Origin of the sequence: Bradyrhizobium sp. AZCC 1610 (assembly GCF_036924515.1) — a bacterium.
GTDB lineage: Bacteria > Pseudomonadota > Alphaproteobacteria > Rhizobiales > Xanthobacteraceae > Bradyrhizobium.
On record NZ_JAZHRR010000001.1, the window covers coordinates 3,856,139 to 3,872,837 of the forward strand.

Below are 16,699 nucleotides of genomic sequence, written 5' to 3' on the forward strand. Positions count from 1 at the left end.
CACGCGGCAACCTCTCCTACTTAGCGGATTGATCTGCTATTTCAGCCCGAACCACAGCGTGGCGATGCCGAGAAACGAGAAGAAGCCGACCACGTCGGTGATGGTGGTGACGAAAGTCCCCGACGCCACCGCCGGATCGGCGCGCACCCGATCCAGCACCATCGGGATCAGGATTCCGCCGAGCGCGCCGGCCACCAGGTTGCAGATGATGGCAAGGCCGATCACGATGCCGAGCCCCGGGATCTTGAACCAGGCCACCGCGGCGACGCCCGTGATCACCGCAAAGGCGAGCCCGTTGACGAGGCCGACCATCGCCTCGCGCATCACCACGCGCAACGCGTTGTTGGAACCGAGTTCGCGGGTCGCCAGCGCCCGCACCGCCACCGTCATGGTCTGGGTCGCGGCGTTGCCGCCCTGGCTCGCCACGATCGGCGCCAGCACGGCAAGCGCCACCATCTTCTCGAGCTGGCCCTCGAACAGGCCGAGCACGGAGGATGCCAGAAACGCAGTCGCCAGATTGACCAGGAGCCAGTTGAAGCGGGCGCGCGCGATGGTCCAGACACTGTCGGACAGTTCTTCGTCGCTGGTGACGCCGCCAAGCGCTTTCAGATCCTCGTCGGCCTCTTCCTCGATGACGTCGACCACGTCGTCGATGGTGATGACGCCGACCAGCCGGTTGGTGGTGTCGACGACGGGAGCCGCGACCAGATTGTACTTGCCGAACATCCGCGCGACCTCTTCCTGGTCATCCAGCACGGAGACGCGCCGGCGGTCTTCATCGATCAGGTCGGCGATCGGCACCGGCCGGCGCGCCCGCAACAGCGTGTCGAGCGCGACCGCACCCTGCCAGTGCTTTTCGGAATCCACCGCGTAAATCTCGTAAAACCGGTCGGGCAGATCCGGGGTGTCGCGCATGTAGTCGATGGCCTGGCCTACGGTCCAGTCCGGCGGCACCGCAATGAATTCGGATTGCATCCGCCGGCCTGCGGAATTCTCCGGGTAAAGCAGGCTGCGCTCCAGCGCGACGCGCTCGGAGGGCGGCAGCCTCTCGAGGATCTCTTCCTTGTCCTCCTCGTCGAGGCCTTGAAGCAGTTGGACAGCGTCGTCGGATTCCAGTTCGCGTACGCCCTCCGCGACCGTCTCCGGCTCCAGCTCCTCCAGAATCTCCTCGCGGACGGCGTCATCGACTTCGTTGAGCGCCGAGAAGTCGAAATCGGCGCCGGTCAGTTCGACCAGCGTGACGCGGTCCGCGGCTTCAAGGGCTCCGATCAAATCGCCGAGATCGGCCTCGTGAAGTTCCGCCACCACCTCGCACAACAGCGGCCGGTCGGCGGCGTGGATGGCGCGCGTGATCTCTTCGACAAACTCGTGGCGGAGCTGCCCGTCTTCATCCCGCATCAGGAGGTGGTCGAGCACGGAGCCTTGCGCAGGTCGCGCCTCGGCTTGGGCAACGTCGATATTCTCGGCCATGCCACGCCTCGCCGGTTTGACAGATTGGTGGAACTTTGTCTGAGCTACGTTGCACGCTTACCCAATCGGTAACACCCAGCGCAATGCCAAATATGTCCAACAGCAAATGACCCGAAATTTCAGCGCGGCGCTATGCTCGGCGGTCGCGGCATTGATGACCTTCGTCGCGGCGGCGCCGGCCGCCGAATGTCCCCGCAAGGACGCGCTCGGCACCTCACGCGTTCTCGCGGTGGACGCCGCTACCACCCCGCGCGTGGGCCTCAAGAGCTTTCCACAGACGCTTCCGCTTGATGACCGCGAGGTGGTGCTGACCTTCGACGACGGACCGTGGGCCGCGACGGACCAGAAGATACTGGCGGCGCTGGCGCATGAATGCGTGCGCGCCACCTTCTTCCTGATCGGAAAGCCGGCCTCCGAACATCCCGAACTGGTGCGGAGAATAGCGGCGCAGGGCCATACCATCGCGCATCACACCTGGACCCACCACAATCTCAAATACATGAAGCCGGAGGCGGCCATCGGCGAGATCGACAAGGGCATTGCGGCGGTCGAAACGGCGCTTCACGGAAAGGCCACCGCGACCCCGAGCACGCCGTTCTTTCGCTTTCCGTTTTTTGACATGACGCCCGCGACGCTGGACGCCTTGCAAAAGCGCGGCATCGCCGTGTTCGGCGCCGACCTCTGGGCCGGCGACTGGAATCCGATGACGCCGGCACAGCAGTTGAAATTGCTTGCCGACCGGCTGCAAATCGCCCGCAAGGGCATCATCCTGCTGCACGATCCCAAAGCGCAGACCGCTGCCATGCTGCCGGCCTTCCTGCGCTACCTCCGCGACAACCATTACCGCGTGGTCCACCTGGTCCCGGCAAGTGCCAAAACCGTGTCCGACAAAGCACATTAGGTCACGATCTTTTTGGTTGGCGCCGTTCTCTCGCCCGGATCAGCCTCCGAAGCCAAATTAAGTCTGGAATTCAGACGATTAAGGCGGCATTCATGGCACCAGATATAAGTAGTTGCGTGCTCTTGGAATGAAGCCGGGGTTCAATGATCGCTAGCGTATTTGGGGAGCTTCGCCGGCGTCCTTGGACCGCCTTATGCGTGGGCCTGCTAGCCTCTGTCGCCGCGCAGACTGCGTCCGCCGCCGATTGTCCAGGTCATCCCGATGCCATCGGCACGTCACGTACCCTCGTGGTCGATCCGCGCGCCTATCCCGTCATCGGCACCATGCAATATCGTAAGACGCTGCCGCTCCAGGAACGTGAGGTGGTGCTGACCTTCGACGACGGTCCGCTGCCCAAATACAGCAACGAGATCCTCGACATTCTCGCCGCCCATTGCGCCAAGGCAACCTTCTTCCTGGTCGGAAGCCAAGCCAACGCCAATCCCGAAGGCGTGCGCAAGGTGCGTGACGCCGGCCACACGGTGGCCAGCCACACTCAGAACCATCCGGGCGGCATGGATCGCCTGCCGCTCGACCGCTCCAGGCAAGAGATCGAACAGGGTATCGCGTCGGTAACCGCGGCGCTGGCCGACGGTACCGCGCCGGCGCCGTTCCTGCGCATTCCCGGCCTGCGCCGCAACGACGGCATCGAGGAATTTGCCGCTTCCAAGGGGCTTCAGCTCTGGAGCGCCGATTTCCTCGCCGATGACTGGCGCGACGTCTCCGCCAATCGCGTCTATGAGCTCGCGATGCAGCGGCTGGAGCGAAAGGGCAAAGGCATCCTGCTGCTGCATGACATTCAGCCGCGCACGGTTGCGGCTCTGCCGAGGATTCTGCGCGAGTTGAAGGCGCGCGGCTATCGCATCGTCCATGTGGTGCCGGCGACCCCGGAGCGGCCGGCGACCCCGACCGAGCCGCGGCAATGGCAGTTGCATCCGGCGCCGGATCTGGTGGCAACCTCGCGCTGGCCGAAGGTTCCGAAATTCGCTTTTGCCGGCCCTGCAGCGCTTCCCGTCCCGGCCTTGTCCGATCTCGATTGGCACACGACCGATCTCGGCGGACGCGCCGCGCGGCGTGGTCGAGGCATTCTCCTGCCGCCGGTAACGCTGTGGTCCAGGCAAACGATGTTGCCGCCGGTCGGTACGCTAGCTGCACTGCCCGTGCCGGCGGCGGGCATTTTCAAAATTCCGGAACCGACGTTTGCGAGCGCGCTGGCCTCGGCCGCACGCCGGGCGACAACGGTTGCGCAGGCGCGTTCAACGGAAGTCTCATCCGCAAAGCTCGGCGGCAAATCTCACCGTCACCGCCGCGCGGCTGCGGCACAGCCCCCGGCGTCCGCTGGACAAGCCGCGCAGGAGCCGCAACACGCCGACGGGACCGCGCCCAAGCCGGCGGCGCAAGCCAAACGGAACGGGCGATCGGTTCGGGTCGCCGGCTTGAAGAAGCGCTGATTGGCCGGTTCTGATCGGATGGATCAAGACCGCCTCCTAGTCATTTGTTTTGATGCATTTCCTGAGCCCGCAAATCGGGACAAGGCTCAATTCGTCACGATCTTGGCGATGCAGAGCAGGATGACGATGGCGAGAAACAGCAGGTCGATATAGGCCTTGATCTCGCCGGCATGGCGGAGCGCGCTGACGTCGGAGATAACCTGCTTGCGCGTAGACGTCGAATTCGGCCCCTCGCCCAGCGCCGCCACCAGGCGGCGCGCTTCCAGCTCCAGCCGCTCGATGCGCTGGAAGAAGTGAAACGACCGCAGCGCCGACGCCGCATGCATGCCGGTATAGACCAGCACGAGAATCGCGACCACCACGCGGTGCTGGTACTTTTCGAGGAAATTCAGAGCGAAATAGACCAGGGCCAGGAACACGAAGTTGGAGAGGAATCGATAGGCGTAGCTCAGAAACAGCATGAAGATGCTCCGGGTGGTCTTGGTAGCGTCGAACTTCCTGGAAGCGCCGAACGGCGGCGGGGCCGGCGGGAATCAACGGCCGGCTGGCACGTTCAGTTTACGCGAACGGTGCGACTGTAGGGACATCAACCCGCACGCCGCGGCAAACGATTCGCGCGCCGTGGCATTGCAGACACGCGAACACCCCGCAGAACCGATTGCATTAGACCAAAACTGCAACGTTGCGGTGCGTTCGGAGGGTATCAGGCCCTCAAGTATACGAAGCTGAAACGGATGCGGACCAGCCACTGCGGCCACCATAGCACCGCTCTGAGGCTATTCTGACCGTCGGATACCGCAAAAAGGACCCGCCATTTGCGGCGGGTGCGAGTCTAGGGAGGAGACTACAAACTAAGCTGATTCGCGGCGCCAGCCTGTACCGCAATTCACACACACTATTCGAAAAACAGACCTGACCGATGTTCCGGATATCTCAAGGCCGCTATGGCTTGCCTTCGATCATCTTGAGTTTGACGGTCTCGCAGGTTTTCCGAACCTGCTCGGTAAAGATCGCGCATTCCTCGATGCGCTTGAAGATCTTTTTGGCTTCCTCACGATACGAGGCTGCGGTATCGCGCATGAAGGCAATGGCATTATGCACTTCGGCGGTCATTGCCTCGCATTTCTTCGCCGCGCTGATCAGCTCTGCTCCCATGGCTTCGATTTCCCTGGCGGCGGTTTCATAGTCACGCACCACGGCCTCGGCCGTGAGCGCGCCGACGCGCGTAACGCCCTCTTCATGCTCGACGTAGTCTGGCATCGGCCCCGCTGGGGCCGCCCTGATCGCGGGAAGGCTCCCGACGACATCTTCTTCAAGCTTGGCTAAATCCAGCGGCGCAGTTCTGTGAAGTCGTTCGATACTCGCCATAGGCCATTCTCCATCACTCGATGAACAACCCCCAGAGCGTAAGGATAGCGACCGATTCGTGGCGGAATCCTGCATCGAAGGAAGCAACGAGAGGGCGGGCGTGTGAATCAAGCACCGTGGGACGGCGCCGAGGCGCTTCTATTCGCTCGAAGCCACACCGGCTGACGCATTAACCATGCCGGCGCATCAGGCTGCACGTGGCCCAAGCTTAATGCGCATTTAACAGTTTTACATCATTGATTGACGTTCCAGCGCAACATCTTTCAAGCCGCAAGAATTGCGGGCCGCACTCAACCTCTTTAGGAGGATCGATTGAGGACGCTTCTTATTTGCGTGCTGGCTACTACCCTGGTCGGTTGCAGCAGCCAGCAATCAACACAGCCATCATGCGTTGGCCTGAACCCGTTAGCCTGCCTGACCGCGGTTCATGTGCCGATTGAACCTGAATCATACGACAGCGATTCTGCCACAGCGAAACCATTGTCCATCGTCGCTTGGCGCGGCGACCGGCCACCCCGATCTCACATGGACCATGCCGTCCGTCGAACACCCAGGCCAATCAAGGTCGCGGCGAAAGCCGCGCCTGCCATTCCCATACCGATTCCTTCTCCGCAAACGAACCAGCAGACGACGGGCAATGCCGTCGCTTCCGAAGCTGCTCGCGCAAGCGCCGCCGATCCGCATTCAACGACCGACGTTCCGCAGACCCGAGCGACAGAGCAGCAGGTGGCGGCCGCCTCTGCGGTCGCGGAGCGAATGTCGGTCCCGACGTTGGATGCGTCGCTGGACGCTCTCGTGGCCGTCCTCGTGGCGGGTCCCGACGTCAAGTCGGTCTCCGACCTAGCCGGTAAGACAATTGCGATCGACGATAGATACTCCGAGTCGTCGATCAGCCGCGTCAGGACCGCGATGGCGGCGGCGGGCGCGCTCGAAGTCCAGCTGAGCAAAGGTCAAACCACTGCGATCAATCGGCTGGTCAGCAAAGAAGTTCCGGCCGCGGTTGTCGGATTAGTCTCTGCCAACGCCGCGGATAGCTTTCCTGAGATCGCGCGATACAGGACCTTTCAAGTCCCGCTCTCGCCTCGTTCCCCGAACAAACAACCGTAAGCGGTGCGGGGGTCGTGGGCTTCATGAACAAACGGTCGAGGACGGACGCGGAAACATCTATTCCGCCCCAGTGACAGGGTGCGGCCCGCAGAGCCAAAAACCCAGCAAAAACAAAGCTGATTTTTTGAGGTGGTGCGCTCGGAGGGACTCGAACCCCCACGATTTTACTCACTGCCACCTCAAGGCAGCGCGTCTACCAATTCCGCCACGAGCGCTTGGGATACCGGCTGGAAGGATAAGCGTCCGCCGGATCAACGGCGCCGATGTAACAAATCAGGGATGGGGGGACAAGGAAGTTTTGCGCTCCGATAACTACCTGACATCAGGCGATTTTGGCAGCATTCGCTTGACTTCGACCGCGATACGGTTGCGATCGACCAGCACCACGCCAGAAGCCACCGGCAGGTTGTTGGCGAGGATCTTGACCTCGTCCGCCTCGGTGGCATCCAGTTCGATGATGGCGCCGCGGGAAAGCCGCATCACCTGGTGAATCGGCATGGTCGTGGTGCCGAGCACCACCATGAGATCGACGCTGACTTTATCGAGGGTCGCCACTTATGAACCGCCAAAAGGGGAACTAGATTGATGTGGTTGCACCTGACCACGTTATGGTTAGCCAATGGTTAATGACCGCCAAAGCCTTGATTTGACGATGTTCGCGCAGGCCGCCAAAGGCGGCGGCGAGGTCGAATGGCGGATTTCGGCTGCTCCTGTGCCCTACCCCGAGGCCGTGACTGAGATGGAATCACGCGCGGCCGGTATCGCCGATCAAAGGGCGACCGAACTGGTCTGGCTGCTGGAGCATCCCCCGCTCTACACCTCGGGCACCAGCGGCAAGGAAGGCGACCTGCTCGATCCGCGCTTCCCGCTTTTCACCACTGGCCGCGGCGGCCAGCTCACCTATCATGGCCCCGGCCAGCGGGTGGCCTATGTGATGCTCGACCTCAAGCGCCGGCGGCCGGATGTGCGGGCCTATGTGGCGGGCCTTGAAGAATGGATCATCCGCACGCTCGACGCCTTCAACGTGCGCGGCGAACGTCGCGAGGATCGCGTCGGCGTCTGGGTCAGGCGGCCGGACAAGGGCACGGGCTACGAGGACAAGATCGCAGCGATCGGCGTGCGGCTGCGGCGCTGGGTGTCGTTCCACGGCATCGCCATCAACGTCGAGCCGGAGCTAGCGCATTTTTCCGCGATCGTGCCCTGCGGCGTCGCCGACCCGCGTTACGGCGTCACCTCGCTGGTGGATCTTGGCCTGCCCGTGACGATGGAAGACGTCGACGTCGCGCTCCGGCAGGCGTTTGAGGAGGTGTTCGGCGCAACCAGCGCGCGCCTGCCGGAAGCAACCGCCTGAGACGTTCCCGCCCCGCCCTGAGGTCTTCCACTCCCGCGAGCGAGGCCACATATCCAGAAGCAGCGGTGTATAGAGGAGGTCGCGATGACGACGCACAGACTTCCCTTCGAAAACCGGTGGACCAACAACGCGAATGCCCTGCAATGGAATTGCGAGCTTGACCATCTGGGCGTGGCGAACGTACGGGCCATGTTCGTAGATCACGAAACACGGCATCCCAACCGGCGCAACGTCGTGCAGGACGTTCCGGCCGGCTTTGTCCGGGACTGGCTGGCGTTCCAGGATCGGCGCGCGGCGCGGCAACAACTGCTTTGGCGAGCAACCGTGATTGCGCTCTCCGGTGTCGCCGCAACGGCGGCCGTGCTGGGTGTGCTGATCGTGTGAAATGGCGGGCGCCCGACGCCGCGGCTGGTTTGAGGTCGCGGCGCAGACGCGCGTCGGTCGGAAGCGGCGATCCAACTTCCATCAAACGTTTGCCTTGAGGAAATCAACGAACGCGCGAATCCGCGGTATGGTTTGTCGCCCCGGCAGGATCAGGGCCGTGATCGGTTGCGGATCGGGATCTTGGCAGTACGACAGCACCGGCACCAGCCTGCCATCCTTCACAGCGTCTTCGCCCAGAAAGTCGCCAAAGCGAACGAGACCCGCGCCCGCCAAGGCAAGGTCGAGAAGCAAGTCGGCGCTATCAGAACGGATCGATCCCTTCACCGGCGCCATGACCCGCTTGCCTTGCTCGAACATCGGCCATTGCGCGAGGCGCGAGAAGCCGCTGAGTTGCAGGCAATTGTGCCGGGCGAGATCGGCGGCTTGCGCAGGCACGCCATGGCGCTCCAGATATCGCGGGCTGCCGGCAATGATGCGCCTGACTTCGCCGAGGCGAACCGCGATCAATTCGCTGTCCGCGAGCGGACCGACCCGGATCGTGACGTCGATCTGGTCGGCGATCGGATCGATGCGGTGATCGCTCACCGACAGATCGACCGTCATTTCCGGAAACTGCTCCATGAATTGCGGCAACAGCCGCGCGAGCCGGTGTCTTGCGAACGCGGTGCCGCTGTTGATCCGTAGATGCCCGCGCGGCCGTCCATAGACGGAGGCGACGTCGGCTTCGGCGGCCTCGACCGCAGCCAGGATGCCTCGGGCATGAACGAGGAAGGTTTCGCCTTCCTGGGTCAGCACCAGCCGCCGCGTTGTCCGATGCAGAAGCTTGGCCCCGAGACGGCGCTCCAGCCTGGTCACGATGCGGGAGACGCCTGAAGCAGTCAGTTCGATCTCAGTGCCCACGGCCGCAAAACTCCCCAGATCAACCGTTCGGACAAAAACCGCGAGGTCTGACATCGGGTGCATCAGCATATTCTTGACTTTTTGGTATGAGTGCTTCTCAGAGACGAGATTTATCTCCATTCTTAGCATGAATAGAACGGTGGTCCCAGAAACCCGGAGACCTCCCATGCCCCTCGCCCGCATATCCGTTCCGGCCCATCTGGCGCCGGCCCAAATTCGCGCCCTTGCCGACGCCGTGCACGAGGGTCTTGTCGAGGCCTGCGGCGTGCCGCCCAACGACCGGTTTCAGCTCGTTTCGGCCTATGCGCCGGAGATGATGTTCATCGACCCGACCTTCCCTGACGTCGCGCGCACGCCGGACGCGTCGATCATCGAGATTCTGTTTCTCGAGGGGCGCACGATCGATCAGAAGCAAAACCTGTTTCGGCGGATCGCCGACCGGGCCGTCCGCGCCGGATTTTCCGGAGACGACGTCATGATCGCGCTTAGCGAAAATGCACCGGTGGACTGGTCGCTCGGTCGTGGCCGCGCCTTCGGCGACCAACACGCGCGGATGGTGTCCAGCCCCGCGTCCGCACGCTGACAGCGCGTGCGTGGACAGCGCCGCGAGCGCAGTCCACAAGTGAGGGTATCGTCACGCCACGGCCTTGCGCGGCGCGACCTCGAGTTGGCCCGCGATATAGCGGCGCTCCTGGGTTAGGCCGCCGAAGCCGTAAGAATCGCCCTTCACTTCGTCGACATGCGCGTAGCTCTATTCGTGCAGCGGCCCGAGCAGTTCGCCCATGCGCTGGAACAGCGCGGCGAGATAGGCCGCCTTCTCGTCCTTGGTGTTGGTGCCCTCGCTGACATGAACGTCGAGCCAGAAGCTGGCGAGGCTTTGTTCGGCGAGCGATTGACCGCCGGCGAACCAGTCGGCGGCGGCGTCACCGCCGTGGGTGCCGCGGCATTGACCGGCCTTGCGGTAGCGCCGCTGGCCCGGCGGATCGCGCCGCCGGGCCTGGTCGATATCGGGCCCGCCGAAGGGCTGCCGCGACTGGCCTCCTCGAAGGTGATGCTGCACTCGAAGGTCAGCGACCCCGCCAAGCTGATGGCGTTGCGAACGCTGGCGGCGACGTTCAGGAGCGTGGTTGCCTCGGCGAAACGGTCCGTTTCACCGGCATAACGAACCATTTCGTTAAAAAGCCGATTTTTCGGGAACCAATCAGCATACTGCGCGTTTGCGCCTCTTAAACGGGCAGTCGGATGTTCAAGAAAGATCAGCACCACGAAAGGGATTTCTTCGAATCCGAACGTAATTTCCGCCTCCTGGTTGAAGGCGTTGCCGACTACGCGCTGTACATGCTGGATCCGAACGGCATGGTGACGAGCTGGAACAGCGGCGGCCAGCGGATCAAGGGTTACTCGCCCACCGAGATCATCGGGCAGCATTTTTCCCGCTTCTACACCGAAGTCGACCGCGCCAACGGCAAGCCGCTCCGCGCCTTGCGCATTGCCCGGGAACAGGGCCGCTATGAGGAGGACGGCTGGCGCGTCCGCAAGGACGGCACGTTCTTCTGGGCCAGCGTCGTCATCGACGCCATTCATGAGGGCGGCAAGCTCGCCGGCTTCGCCAAGATCACCCGGGACATTACCGAGCGCCGCGAAGCCCAGCTCCAGCTCGAGCAGATGCACCAGCAGCTCGCGGAATCGCAGAAACTCGACGCGCTTGGCCAGCTGACCGGCGGCGTGGCCCATGATTTCAACAATCTTCTGATGGTCATCAGCGGCAGTCTTCACACGCTGAAAAAAGCGGTGGGCGACGATCCCAAATGCCTGCGGGCACTATCGGCGATCGAAGGGGCGGCCAAGCGCGGCGCCTCCCTGACCAGCCAGTTGCTGACATTCGCACGGCGGCAGAGTGTCAATCCGCAGGCGGTCGACGTCGCCGAACGTATCGATGCGGTGCGCGAGGTGCTCGACACCGGCGTCGGCAGCGCGGTGACGCTGCAATTCGACGTCGACCCGGCTATCTGGCCGGTCATGGTCGACGTCGCCGAGTTCGAAACGGCGCTGGTCAATCTCGTCATCAACGCGCGCGACGCCATGACCGGCGGCGGCGTCATCACGATATCGGCGCACAACGTTGCGCCCGGCGGCGAGGCTGGCACCGGCGGATATGTCGCGATCTCGGTGCAGGACACCGGCACAGGTATCGCGCCCGATGTCCTCGGCAAGATCTTCGATCCCTTCTTCACCACCAAGCCGATCGGCAAGGGCACCGGTTTGGGACTGTCGCAGGTTCATGGCTTCGCGCATCAGGCCGGTGGAACGGTCAAGGTGGCGAGCGAACTCGGCAAGGGCACCAGGATCACGATCCTGCTGCCGCGAAAGGAAACCGCTGTCACGGCCGAGGACACCAATGCGGTGGATATCGGCGGCAGCGGCACCGTGCTGCTGGTCGAGGACAATCCGGAGGTCGCATCCGTCAGCGCCAGCCTGCTCGAACAGCTCGGCTACACTGTCCGCCGGGTGGCGAATGCCGAAGCGGCCTTGCGCGAAATCGAGCTCGACGGAATCGACCTCGTCTTCTCCGACATCGTGATGCCCGGCAAAATGGATGGTCTCGGCCTGGCGCGCCACCTGAGGGCCACCAGGCCCGGACTGCCGATCCTGCTGGCCAGCGGCTACAGCGATGCCGCGCTGAACGTGCGCGGCGATTTTCCCATTCTGCGCAAGCCCTACGAAATCCACGAACTCAGCCAGGCGATCGCGAAACTACCGCGGTGACGGAACTAGCCCGGCGCCCAGCCGTCGCTCATGCCCTCCTCACAAGATCGCCTCGAACGCGCTGCGCAGCGTTTCGTGCCGGAACACGAAGCCGTTGCTCAGCGCCTTGTTCGGCAGCACGCGCTGGCCGCCCAACAGCAATTCATTGGCGAAGTCGCCGCCCACGCGGCGCAGCAGCGCGTCGGGAATCCGGAAGATCGCGGGCCGGTGCAGCCGGCGGCCCAATTCCTCGGTGAACTTTGTATTGGTCACGGGGATCGGCGCGGTGGCGTTGATCGGCCCGGCCATTTCAGGCTTTGCAATCACGTGGGCGATCAGGCGGATCAGATCGTCGCGCTCGATCCAGGACATCCACTGCCTGCCTGAGCCCAGCGGCCCGCCGAGGCCGAATTCGAACGGCGTCAGCATTCGCGTGATGAAGCCGCCATCGGTGCCGATCACGAGGCCGATCCGCAGACAGACCACGCGCACGCCATGCTGTTCCGCCGGACGCGCCGCGTTCTCCCAGGCGTCGCAGAGTTCGTGGCTGAAGCAAGCATGGGACTTGGCTGATTCCGTCAGCACCTGGTCCTGCCAGAGCCCGTACCAGCCGATCGCGGAGCCGGAGACCAGCACCGACGGCTTGTGTTCGAGCCGCGCGATCAGGGCGACGACGTCGCCGGTCATGTCGATGCGCGAGCCCAAAATCCTGCGGCGCTTGGCTTCGGTCCAGAGCCCGTTGCCGATCGGCTCGCCTGCGAGATTCACGATCGCGTCGATGTGCGTGTTGTCGGGGAGTTGATCGAGGCTCGTGATCAACGTGATCGGCGGCGGCAACATGCCGGCTTTCGCAGGGTTGCGCACCAGCGCGATGACCTGATGGCCTGCGCCGCTCAGGCCTGCCACCAGTCGGCTGCCGATAAAGCCGGTGGCGCCGGTCACCAGCACGGTCTGCCGCGCAGGCAGTTTTTCGACCAGGCTCGCCGCGGGCGCGCTGGTCATGCGCGAAAGACGCTTTGATGCTGTGAAATCGCGCAGGCCGCACAGCGCAGCGCCAACGGCTGCGGCACCCGCGATCAGGCTGAGCCAACCCGTGTAAGCCGATTTGACGCCGGTCGGCTGTCCTGCCCAACCGATCAGGACCGGCAGCAGCAGCACCAGGATGGCGCCGTAGTTGATCGCGAGCAGCGTGTGATTGATGCGCTCACTGGCCGGCAATTTCCGGCTGATGTCCTCCTCGACGAAATCCATCAGCGTGATGACGATTTCCGCTGCCAGCACCGCGATGATCAGCATCGCAAGAATGCCGTGCACCTCCAGCCAGCCCAGCACCAGGAACAATAGCGCATAGAGCATATTGCGAACGCCGTGGAGCTTAAGCTCGTAGCGCTGCGAGGGGCGCCATGCGAGCCGTTCCGTCAGTTCATGGTGATAGAATGTGTCGAACACGCCCATCACGACCTGAATGGCGATCAGGGTCCAAAGCAGCGACGTCATGATGCGGCCTCCCGGAACACGGCGGATTGACGAATGAGTTTGCCGAAGCGCGGATGAACGATCTCCATCGTGAAGCGGAACGTACCGCCGCCGAGATCGGAATGGGTTACGGCGAGATCGCCGGGCGTGAGCCGTGGCGGCAGCGGCAATCTCAACGGCCCGATCTGCAGGGAATAGCCGACGCTGCGAAACACCAGCGCTTCGTGCTCGACCGATATCCGCAACGCCATGCTGACGCCGTAGCCGACATATTCCTCCAGGCCGGTCGGGCCGGCAAAGCGCTTGGCGGAATGGATCACTTGCGGAAATCCGTTGCTGCGCGCGCTGATGCGGGTCCAGATCTGGCCGCCGCTCGCCGCATCCTCGGTCACCGTCACGACCATCGGGACACCGGTTTCGGCGCCCGTCGGCAACGGCCCGCCGATGATCCGCGCAAGCTGCGCCAGCCACCAGCCGAAGCGGCTGAAGCTCACCTCCTCGATTGTGCCGACATAGACCACGGTCTCGCCCTCGGCGAAGCGCTTGGAGAAGCGCCGCCAGATCGCCAGCGGCAGACGGCCCCACTCCTCGTCGGGCAGCAGGTCGTGAAAGCGGTGGTCGTCGAGCAGGATGGTGTTCGAGGCGGGCGTTGCGGAAAACCTTGGTAGTCTTGTGGACGCCATCACACGCTCCTGCTCGACCCCTCTGCCCCTATCTGGATTTGCCTGCGGGCAAGAAGCTGACGATCTTCTCGCCAAGCTTGATCAGCGCAACCAGCCTCGGCCGCGGCACCTTGAGCATCTGCATGTACCAGCGGTCGACCAGCTCCGTGAAAGCCAGCATTTCCTTCAGCCGCTTGGCCGCGACCGGGCTGATGGTCGGATCGTCAGCCGCGTCGGAGACGCAGGCGCGCAGCGCATCGACCGCGGGGTCGATCTCGCGCTCCTTGCGGCGGGCGGCGATCCGTGCCGCGACTTCCCAGATGTCGGTCTCCGCCTCGAAATGATCGCGGCGGTCGCCGAGGATCGGCACCCGCCGGATCAGGTTCCAGGCCAGCAGTTCCTTGATGGAATTGGAAACGTTGGACCGCGCCATGCCGAGCGTCTCGGCGATATCCTCCGCCGTCATCGGCGCCTCGGCGAGGTAAAGCAGGCCGTGGATCTGGCTGACGGAGCGGTTGACGCCCCACTCGTCCCCCATGTCACCCCAGTGCAGGATGAACCGCTCGACGACGGCGGGGAGTTTCTTTTTGTCGGTTGTTTCTGTCATGACAGAAATATCTGACGGAACTGAGCGGATGTCAAGCCCCGCGCGGGCCCGCCTATCGCGGTTTGGGCCGCGCTCGGCGCAACCGCCGCGCAGTCCACCCTGGCCGGGTTCCCATGATGGAACCCGGGTCGATACCGTGTTCCGTTGCTTTCCCGGTCGATCCGTTAACCGCTCAGTACCGGTCGCGTCTTAGATTCTCCTCGCGCGTAGCCGGCAACGAGGTCTGACGCGGTCATCAAGGCAAGGAATGCCCCATCGAAATCCCCCAGACCCGGGCGGGCCGCTGCGGCGGATAACATCGACGTCCCTGGTCATCACCTTTGCGCTTGTCATGACCGCCTGTGTCCTGGGCGTCATGGCCTGGAAGGCGCTCGACGCCAAGAAGGCGGCACTGGCGAGCGGCAGCTCCGACATCCAGAACCTCGTCCATTCGCTTTCCGAGCATGCCTCGCACACCATTCAGGCGGTCGACATCGCGATGGCCGGAATGGTGGACTTGCTGAAATACAGAGATCCTGAGCCGGACCGGTTCAACAAGTACCTGGCCGAAACGGCGAAAACGCTGCCCCAATTGCGCGGGATCGGCGTCGCCGATGCCAAGGGCCACTGGAGCTATTCATCGCTTCCGGAAACACCGCGTTATAACGTTTCGGACCGAAGCTATTTTGCCCACCATCGCGACACCGTGGACAAGGCGCTTCGGATCAGCGAGCCGTCGCAGTCACGTCTGGACGATCAATCCTCGATCGTTCTTTCCAGGCGCATCACCAGGCTCGACGGCAATTTCGGCGGCGTCGTCGTAGCTGCGATCGACAAGGATTACTTCAACGGCTTCTACCGCACGCTCCATATCGGCACGGACGGCGGCATCACCCTGATCCGGAATGACGGCATCCTTCTGACCCGCTGGCCGCTGTCGGACATGGGTACGGACCTTTCCAGGACCAGCCTGTTCACAAAGCATCTCAAGGTGAGCCCTGTCGGATATTACAAGATCATCTCGCCGTTCGACGGCATCGCGAAATATTTCGGTTATGAGGCAACGCCGCAATACCCCATGGTAGTCACCATCGCGATGTCGGAAGACTGGCTGCTCTCCGGCTGGTGGAAGGGATTGCGCACCGACGCCATCGTCGCTGGCGTGCTGCTGTGCATGATCCTGATGCTGGCGGCACTGCTTGCCCTGCAGTTCCGCTTCCGCAACAAGATCGAGCGCGCGCTGCGCGAACGCGAGGCGCATTATCGATTGCTGGCAAACAACATCGCCGACATCATCATCCTGATCGATGCCCGCAGCCTGTTGCGCTACGTTTCGCGGTCGGCCGAGCCGGTGCTGGGATTGCGCCCGAAGGATCTTCTCGGCAAATCATGCTTCGATCTGGTGCATCCCGACGACAGGGAGAGCGTCAAATCGGCGACCGCGCGGATCAACGGCCTCGACAGCGTCAGCACCGTCGTGTTTCGACACTATCGCGGCGACGGCACGCTGGCGTGGGTGGAAAGCAAGTTCAAGCTGGCGTCGGAAACCAGCGACCCCGCACGGGCGGAATTTCTCTGCGTCATCCGCGATGTGACCGAGCGCAAGCGGATGGAGGATGAGTTGACCCAGCTCAACCGCCGCCTCACCCAGCTCGCCGCGACCGACGGACTGACCGGGCTCACCAACCGCCGCACCTTCGACGGCTTCCTGCGGCGCGAATACGAAGCCTGCGAAGAAATTTCAGTGCTGCTGTTCGATATCGACAATTTCAAGGACTACAACGACACCTACGGGCACCAGGCCGGCGACCGTTGCCTGCAGGCGGTTGCGAAAGCCATCGGCGATGCGACCGCCATTACGTCGGGCCTGTCCGCGCGCTATGGCGGCGAGGAATTCGCCGTCGTGCTGCCGAATACGATGGAAGACGCCGCCCTGAGGGTCGCCGAAGCCATCCGGCTGACGGTTCGGGCTCTGGGCATCCCGAACACGGCCTCGAGCCGCGGATACGTCACCATCAGCGCGGGCGTCGCCGCCAGGAACCGCTCGACGCTCGACGAGGCCGCGTTGGTGGGAGAAGCCGACGCCGCGCTCTATGAGGCCAAGCGTCTGGGCCGCAATCGCAGCATCGTGTATTCCTCCCTCGACCTGCAATATGTCGAGAGCGCCTCCATTCAGCACGATGGCGAGTTCGCGCCGGATGAACGGACGCATTAGCGCGAGGTTTCGCGCGAGCGCGACGGCATCTTCCTGCGGATGAC

At 63.3% G+C, this 16,699-nt stretch carries 16 protein-coding genes, 1 tRNA gene and 2 pseudogenes; 9 read left to right on the forward strand and 10 right to left on the reverse strand.

Annotated features, from left to right (window positions below; all coding sequences use genetic code 11):
- Positions 1–36: 36 nt before the first annotated feature.
- Positions 37–1,470 (reverse strand): magnesium transporter, encoded by a 1,434-nt coding sequence (mgtE, locus tag V1279_RS19100; protein ID WP_334438853.1) that lies wholly within the window; start codon positions 1,468–1,470, stop codon positions 37–39.
- 106 nt (positions 1,471–1,576) lie between these two features.
- Here mgtE and V1279_RS19105 point away from each other — a divergent pair, with 106 nt between their 5' ends.
- Positions 1,577–2,371 (forward strand): polysaccharide deacetylase family protein, encoded by a 795-nt coding sequence (locus tag V1279_RS19105; protein ID WP_442894791.1) that lies wholly within the window; start codon positions 1,577–1,579, stop codon positions 2,369–2,371.
- A 197-nt stretch (positions 2,372–2,568) separates the two neighbouring features.
- Positions 2,569–3,861 carry a polysaccharide deacetylase family protein gene (locus tag V1279_RS19110; RefSeq protein ID WP_334438856.1) on the forward strand — a complete coding sequence of 431 codons (1,293 nt, stop codon included), beginning with the start codon at positions 2,569–2,571 and terminating at the stop codon, positions 3,859–3,861.
- Positions 3,862–3,947: 86 nt separating this feature from the next.
- Here V1279_RS19110 and V1279_RS19115 read toward each other — a convergent pair whose 3' ends face one another.
- Together V1279_RS19115 and V1279_RS19120 are read right to left on the reverse strand one after the other, a co-directional pair.
- A complete protein-coding gene (locus V1279_RS19115; protein WP_334438859.1) occupies positions 3,948–4,322 on the reverse strand; it encodes a hypothetical protein in 375 nt (124 codons plus the stop codon).
- Positions 4,323–4,803: 481 nt separating this feature from the next.
- On the reverse strand, positions 4,804–5,229 hold the full coding sequence (locus V1279_RS19120) for a hypothetical protein (protein WP_334438863.1): 426 nt from the start codon (positions 5,227–5,229) through the stop codon (positions 4,804–4,806).
- A gap of 525 nt (positions 5,230–5,754) precedes the next feature.
- Between V1279_RS19120 and V1279_RS19125 the strand changes: the two genes are divergently transcribed.
- Positions 5,755–6,336, forward strand: coding sequence for a hypothetical protein (locus tag V1279_RS19125; protein WP_334438866.1), 582 nt, complete (start codon positions 5,755–5,757; stop codon positions 6,334–6,336).
- Between the two features lie 130 nt (positions 6,337–6,466).
- Here V1279_RS19125 and V1279_RS19130 read toward each other — a convergent pair.
- Both V1279_RS19130 and V1279_RS19135 read right to left on the reverse strand, forming a co-directional pair.
- Positions 6,467–6,551: transfer RNA gene (locus tag V1279_RS19130), tRNA-Leu, on the reverse strand.
- Between the two features lie 97 nt (positions 6,552–6,648).
- Positions 6,649–6,891 carry a FliM/FliN family flagellar motor switch protein gene (locus V1279_RS19135; RefSeq protein ID WP_300947389.1) on the reverse strand — a complete coding sequence of 81 codons (243 nt, stop codon included), beginning with the start codon at positions 6,889–6,891 and terminating at the stop codon, positions 6,649–6,651.
- 64 nt (positions 6,892–6,955) lie between these two features.
- Here V1279_RS19135 and lipB point away from each other — a divergent pair, with 64 nt between their 5' ends.
- Positions 6,956–7,687 carry a lipoyl(octanoyl) transferase LipB gene (gene lipB, locus V1279_RS19140; protein ID WP_334438870.1) on the forward strand — a complete coding sequence of 244 codons (732 nt, stop codon included), beginning with the start codon at positions 6,956–6,958 and terminating at the stop codon, positions 7,685–7,687.
- Positions 7,688–7,771: 84 nt separating this feature from the next.
- Positions 7,772–8,071 (forward strand): hypothetical protein, encoded by a 300-nt coding sequence (locus V1279_RS19145; protein ID WP_334438872.1) that lies wholly within the window; start codon positions 7,772–7,774, stop codon positions 8,069–8,071.
- Positions 8,072–8,152: 81 nt separating this feature from the next.
- Here V1279_RS19145 and V1279_RS19150 read toward each other — a convergent pair whose 3' ends face one another.
- Entirely contained in the window at positions 8,153–9,034 is an 882-nt protein-coding gene (locus tag V1279_RS19150) for a LysR family transcriptional regulator (RefSeq protein WP_334438874.1), read from the reverse strand.
- Between the two features lie 103 nt (positions 9,035–9,137).
- Between V1279_RS19150 and V1279_RS19155 the strand changes: the two genes are divergently transcribed.
- Positions 9,138–9,554: a tautomerase family protein gene (locus V1279_RS19155; RefSeq protein ID WP_334438877.1), complete on the forward strand. Its 417-nt coding sequence runs from the start codon at positions 9,138–9,140 to the stop codon at positions 9,552–9,554.
- 51 nt (positions 9,555–9,605) lie between these two features.
- On the opposite strand, the pseudogene V1279_RS19160 reads toward V1279_RS19155, so the two are convergent.
- Positions 9,606–9,890 (reverse strand): annotated as a pseudogene (locus V1279_RS19160) (tautomerase family protein); the annotation flags it as partial.
- Here V1279_RS19160 and V1279_RS19165 point away from each other — a divergent pair.
- Positions 9,882–10,133: pseudogene (locus V1279_RS19165) on the forward strand (LysR family transcriptional regulator); the annotation flags it as partial. The pseudogenes V1279_RS19160 and V1279_RS19165 sit on opposite strands and share 9 nt — an antisense overlap.
- An 80-nt stretch (positions 10,134–10,213) precedes the next feature.
- Positions 10,214–11,737 carry a PAS domain-containing sensor histidine kinase gene (locus V1279_RS19170; RefSeq protein ID WP_334438880.1) on the forward strand — a complete coding sequence of 508 codons (1,524 nt, stop codon included), beginning with the start codon at positions 10,214–10,216 and terminating at the stop codon, positions 11,735–11,737.
- Between the two features lie 39 nt (positions 11,738–11,776).
- Here V1279_RS19170 and V1279_RS19175 read toward each other — a convergent pair whose 3' ends face one another.
- Genes V1279_RS19175 through V1279_RS19185 form a run of 3 tightly spaced genes read right to left on the reverse strand, consistent with a single transcriptional unit; the run spans position 11,777 to position 14,461 of the window.
- Positions 11,777–13,213, reverse strand: a complete 1,437-nt coding sequence (locus V1279_RS19175) for a TIGR01777 family oxidoreductase (protein WP_334438883.1) — start codon at positions 13,211–13,213, stop codon at positions 11,777–11,779.
- Positions 13,210–13,875: a DUF4166 domain-containing protein gene (locus tag V1279_RS19180; RefSeq protein ID WP_334438885.1), complete on the reverse strand. Its 666-nt coding sequence runs from the start codon at positions 13,873–13,875 to the stop codon at positions 13,210–13,212. Before V1279_RS19180 ends, V1279_RS19175 begins: the two co-directional genes overlap by 4 nt.
- A gap of 28 nt (positions 13,876–13,903) precedes the next feature.
- On the reverse strand, positions 13,904–14,461 hold the full coding sequence (locus tag V1279_RS19185; protein WP_334438888.1) for a GbsR/MarR family transcriptional regulator: 558 nt from the start codon (positions 14,459–14,461) through the stop codon (positions 13,904–13,906).
- Between the two features lie 331 nt (positions 14,462–14,792).
- On the opposite strand from V1279_RS19185, the gene V1279_RS19190 reads away from it, so the two are divergent.
- Positions 14,793–16,655, forward strand: a complete 1,863-nt coding sequence (locus V1279_RS19190) for a diguanylate cyclase (RefSeq protein WP_334438890.1) — start codon at positions 14,793–14,795, stop codon at positions 16,653–16,655.
- Positions 16,656–16,699: the final 44 nt, after the last annotated feature.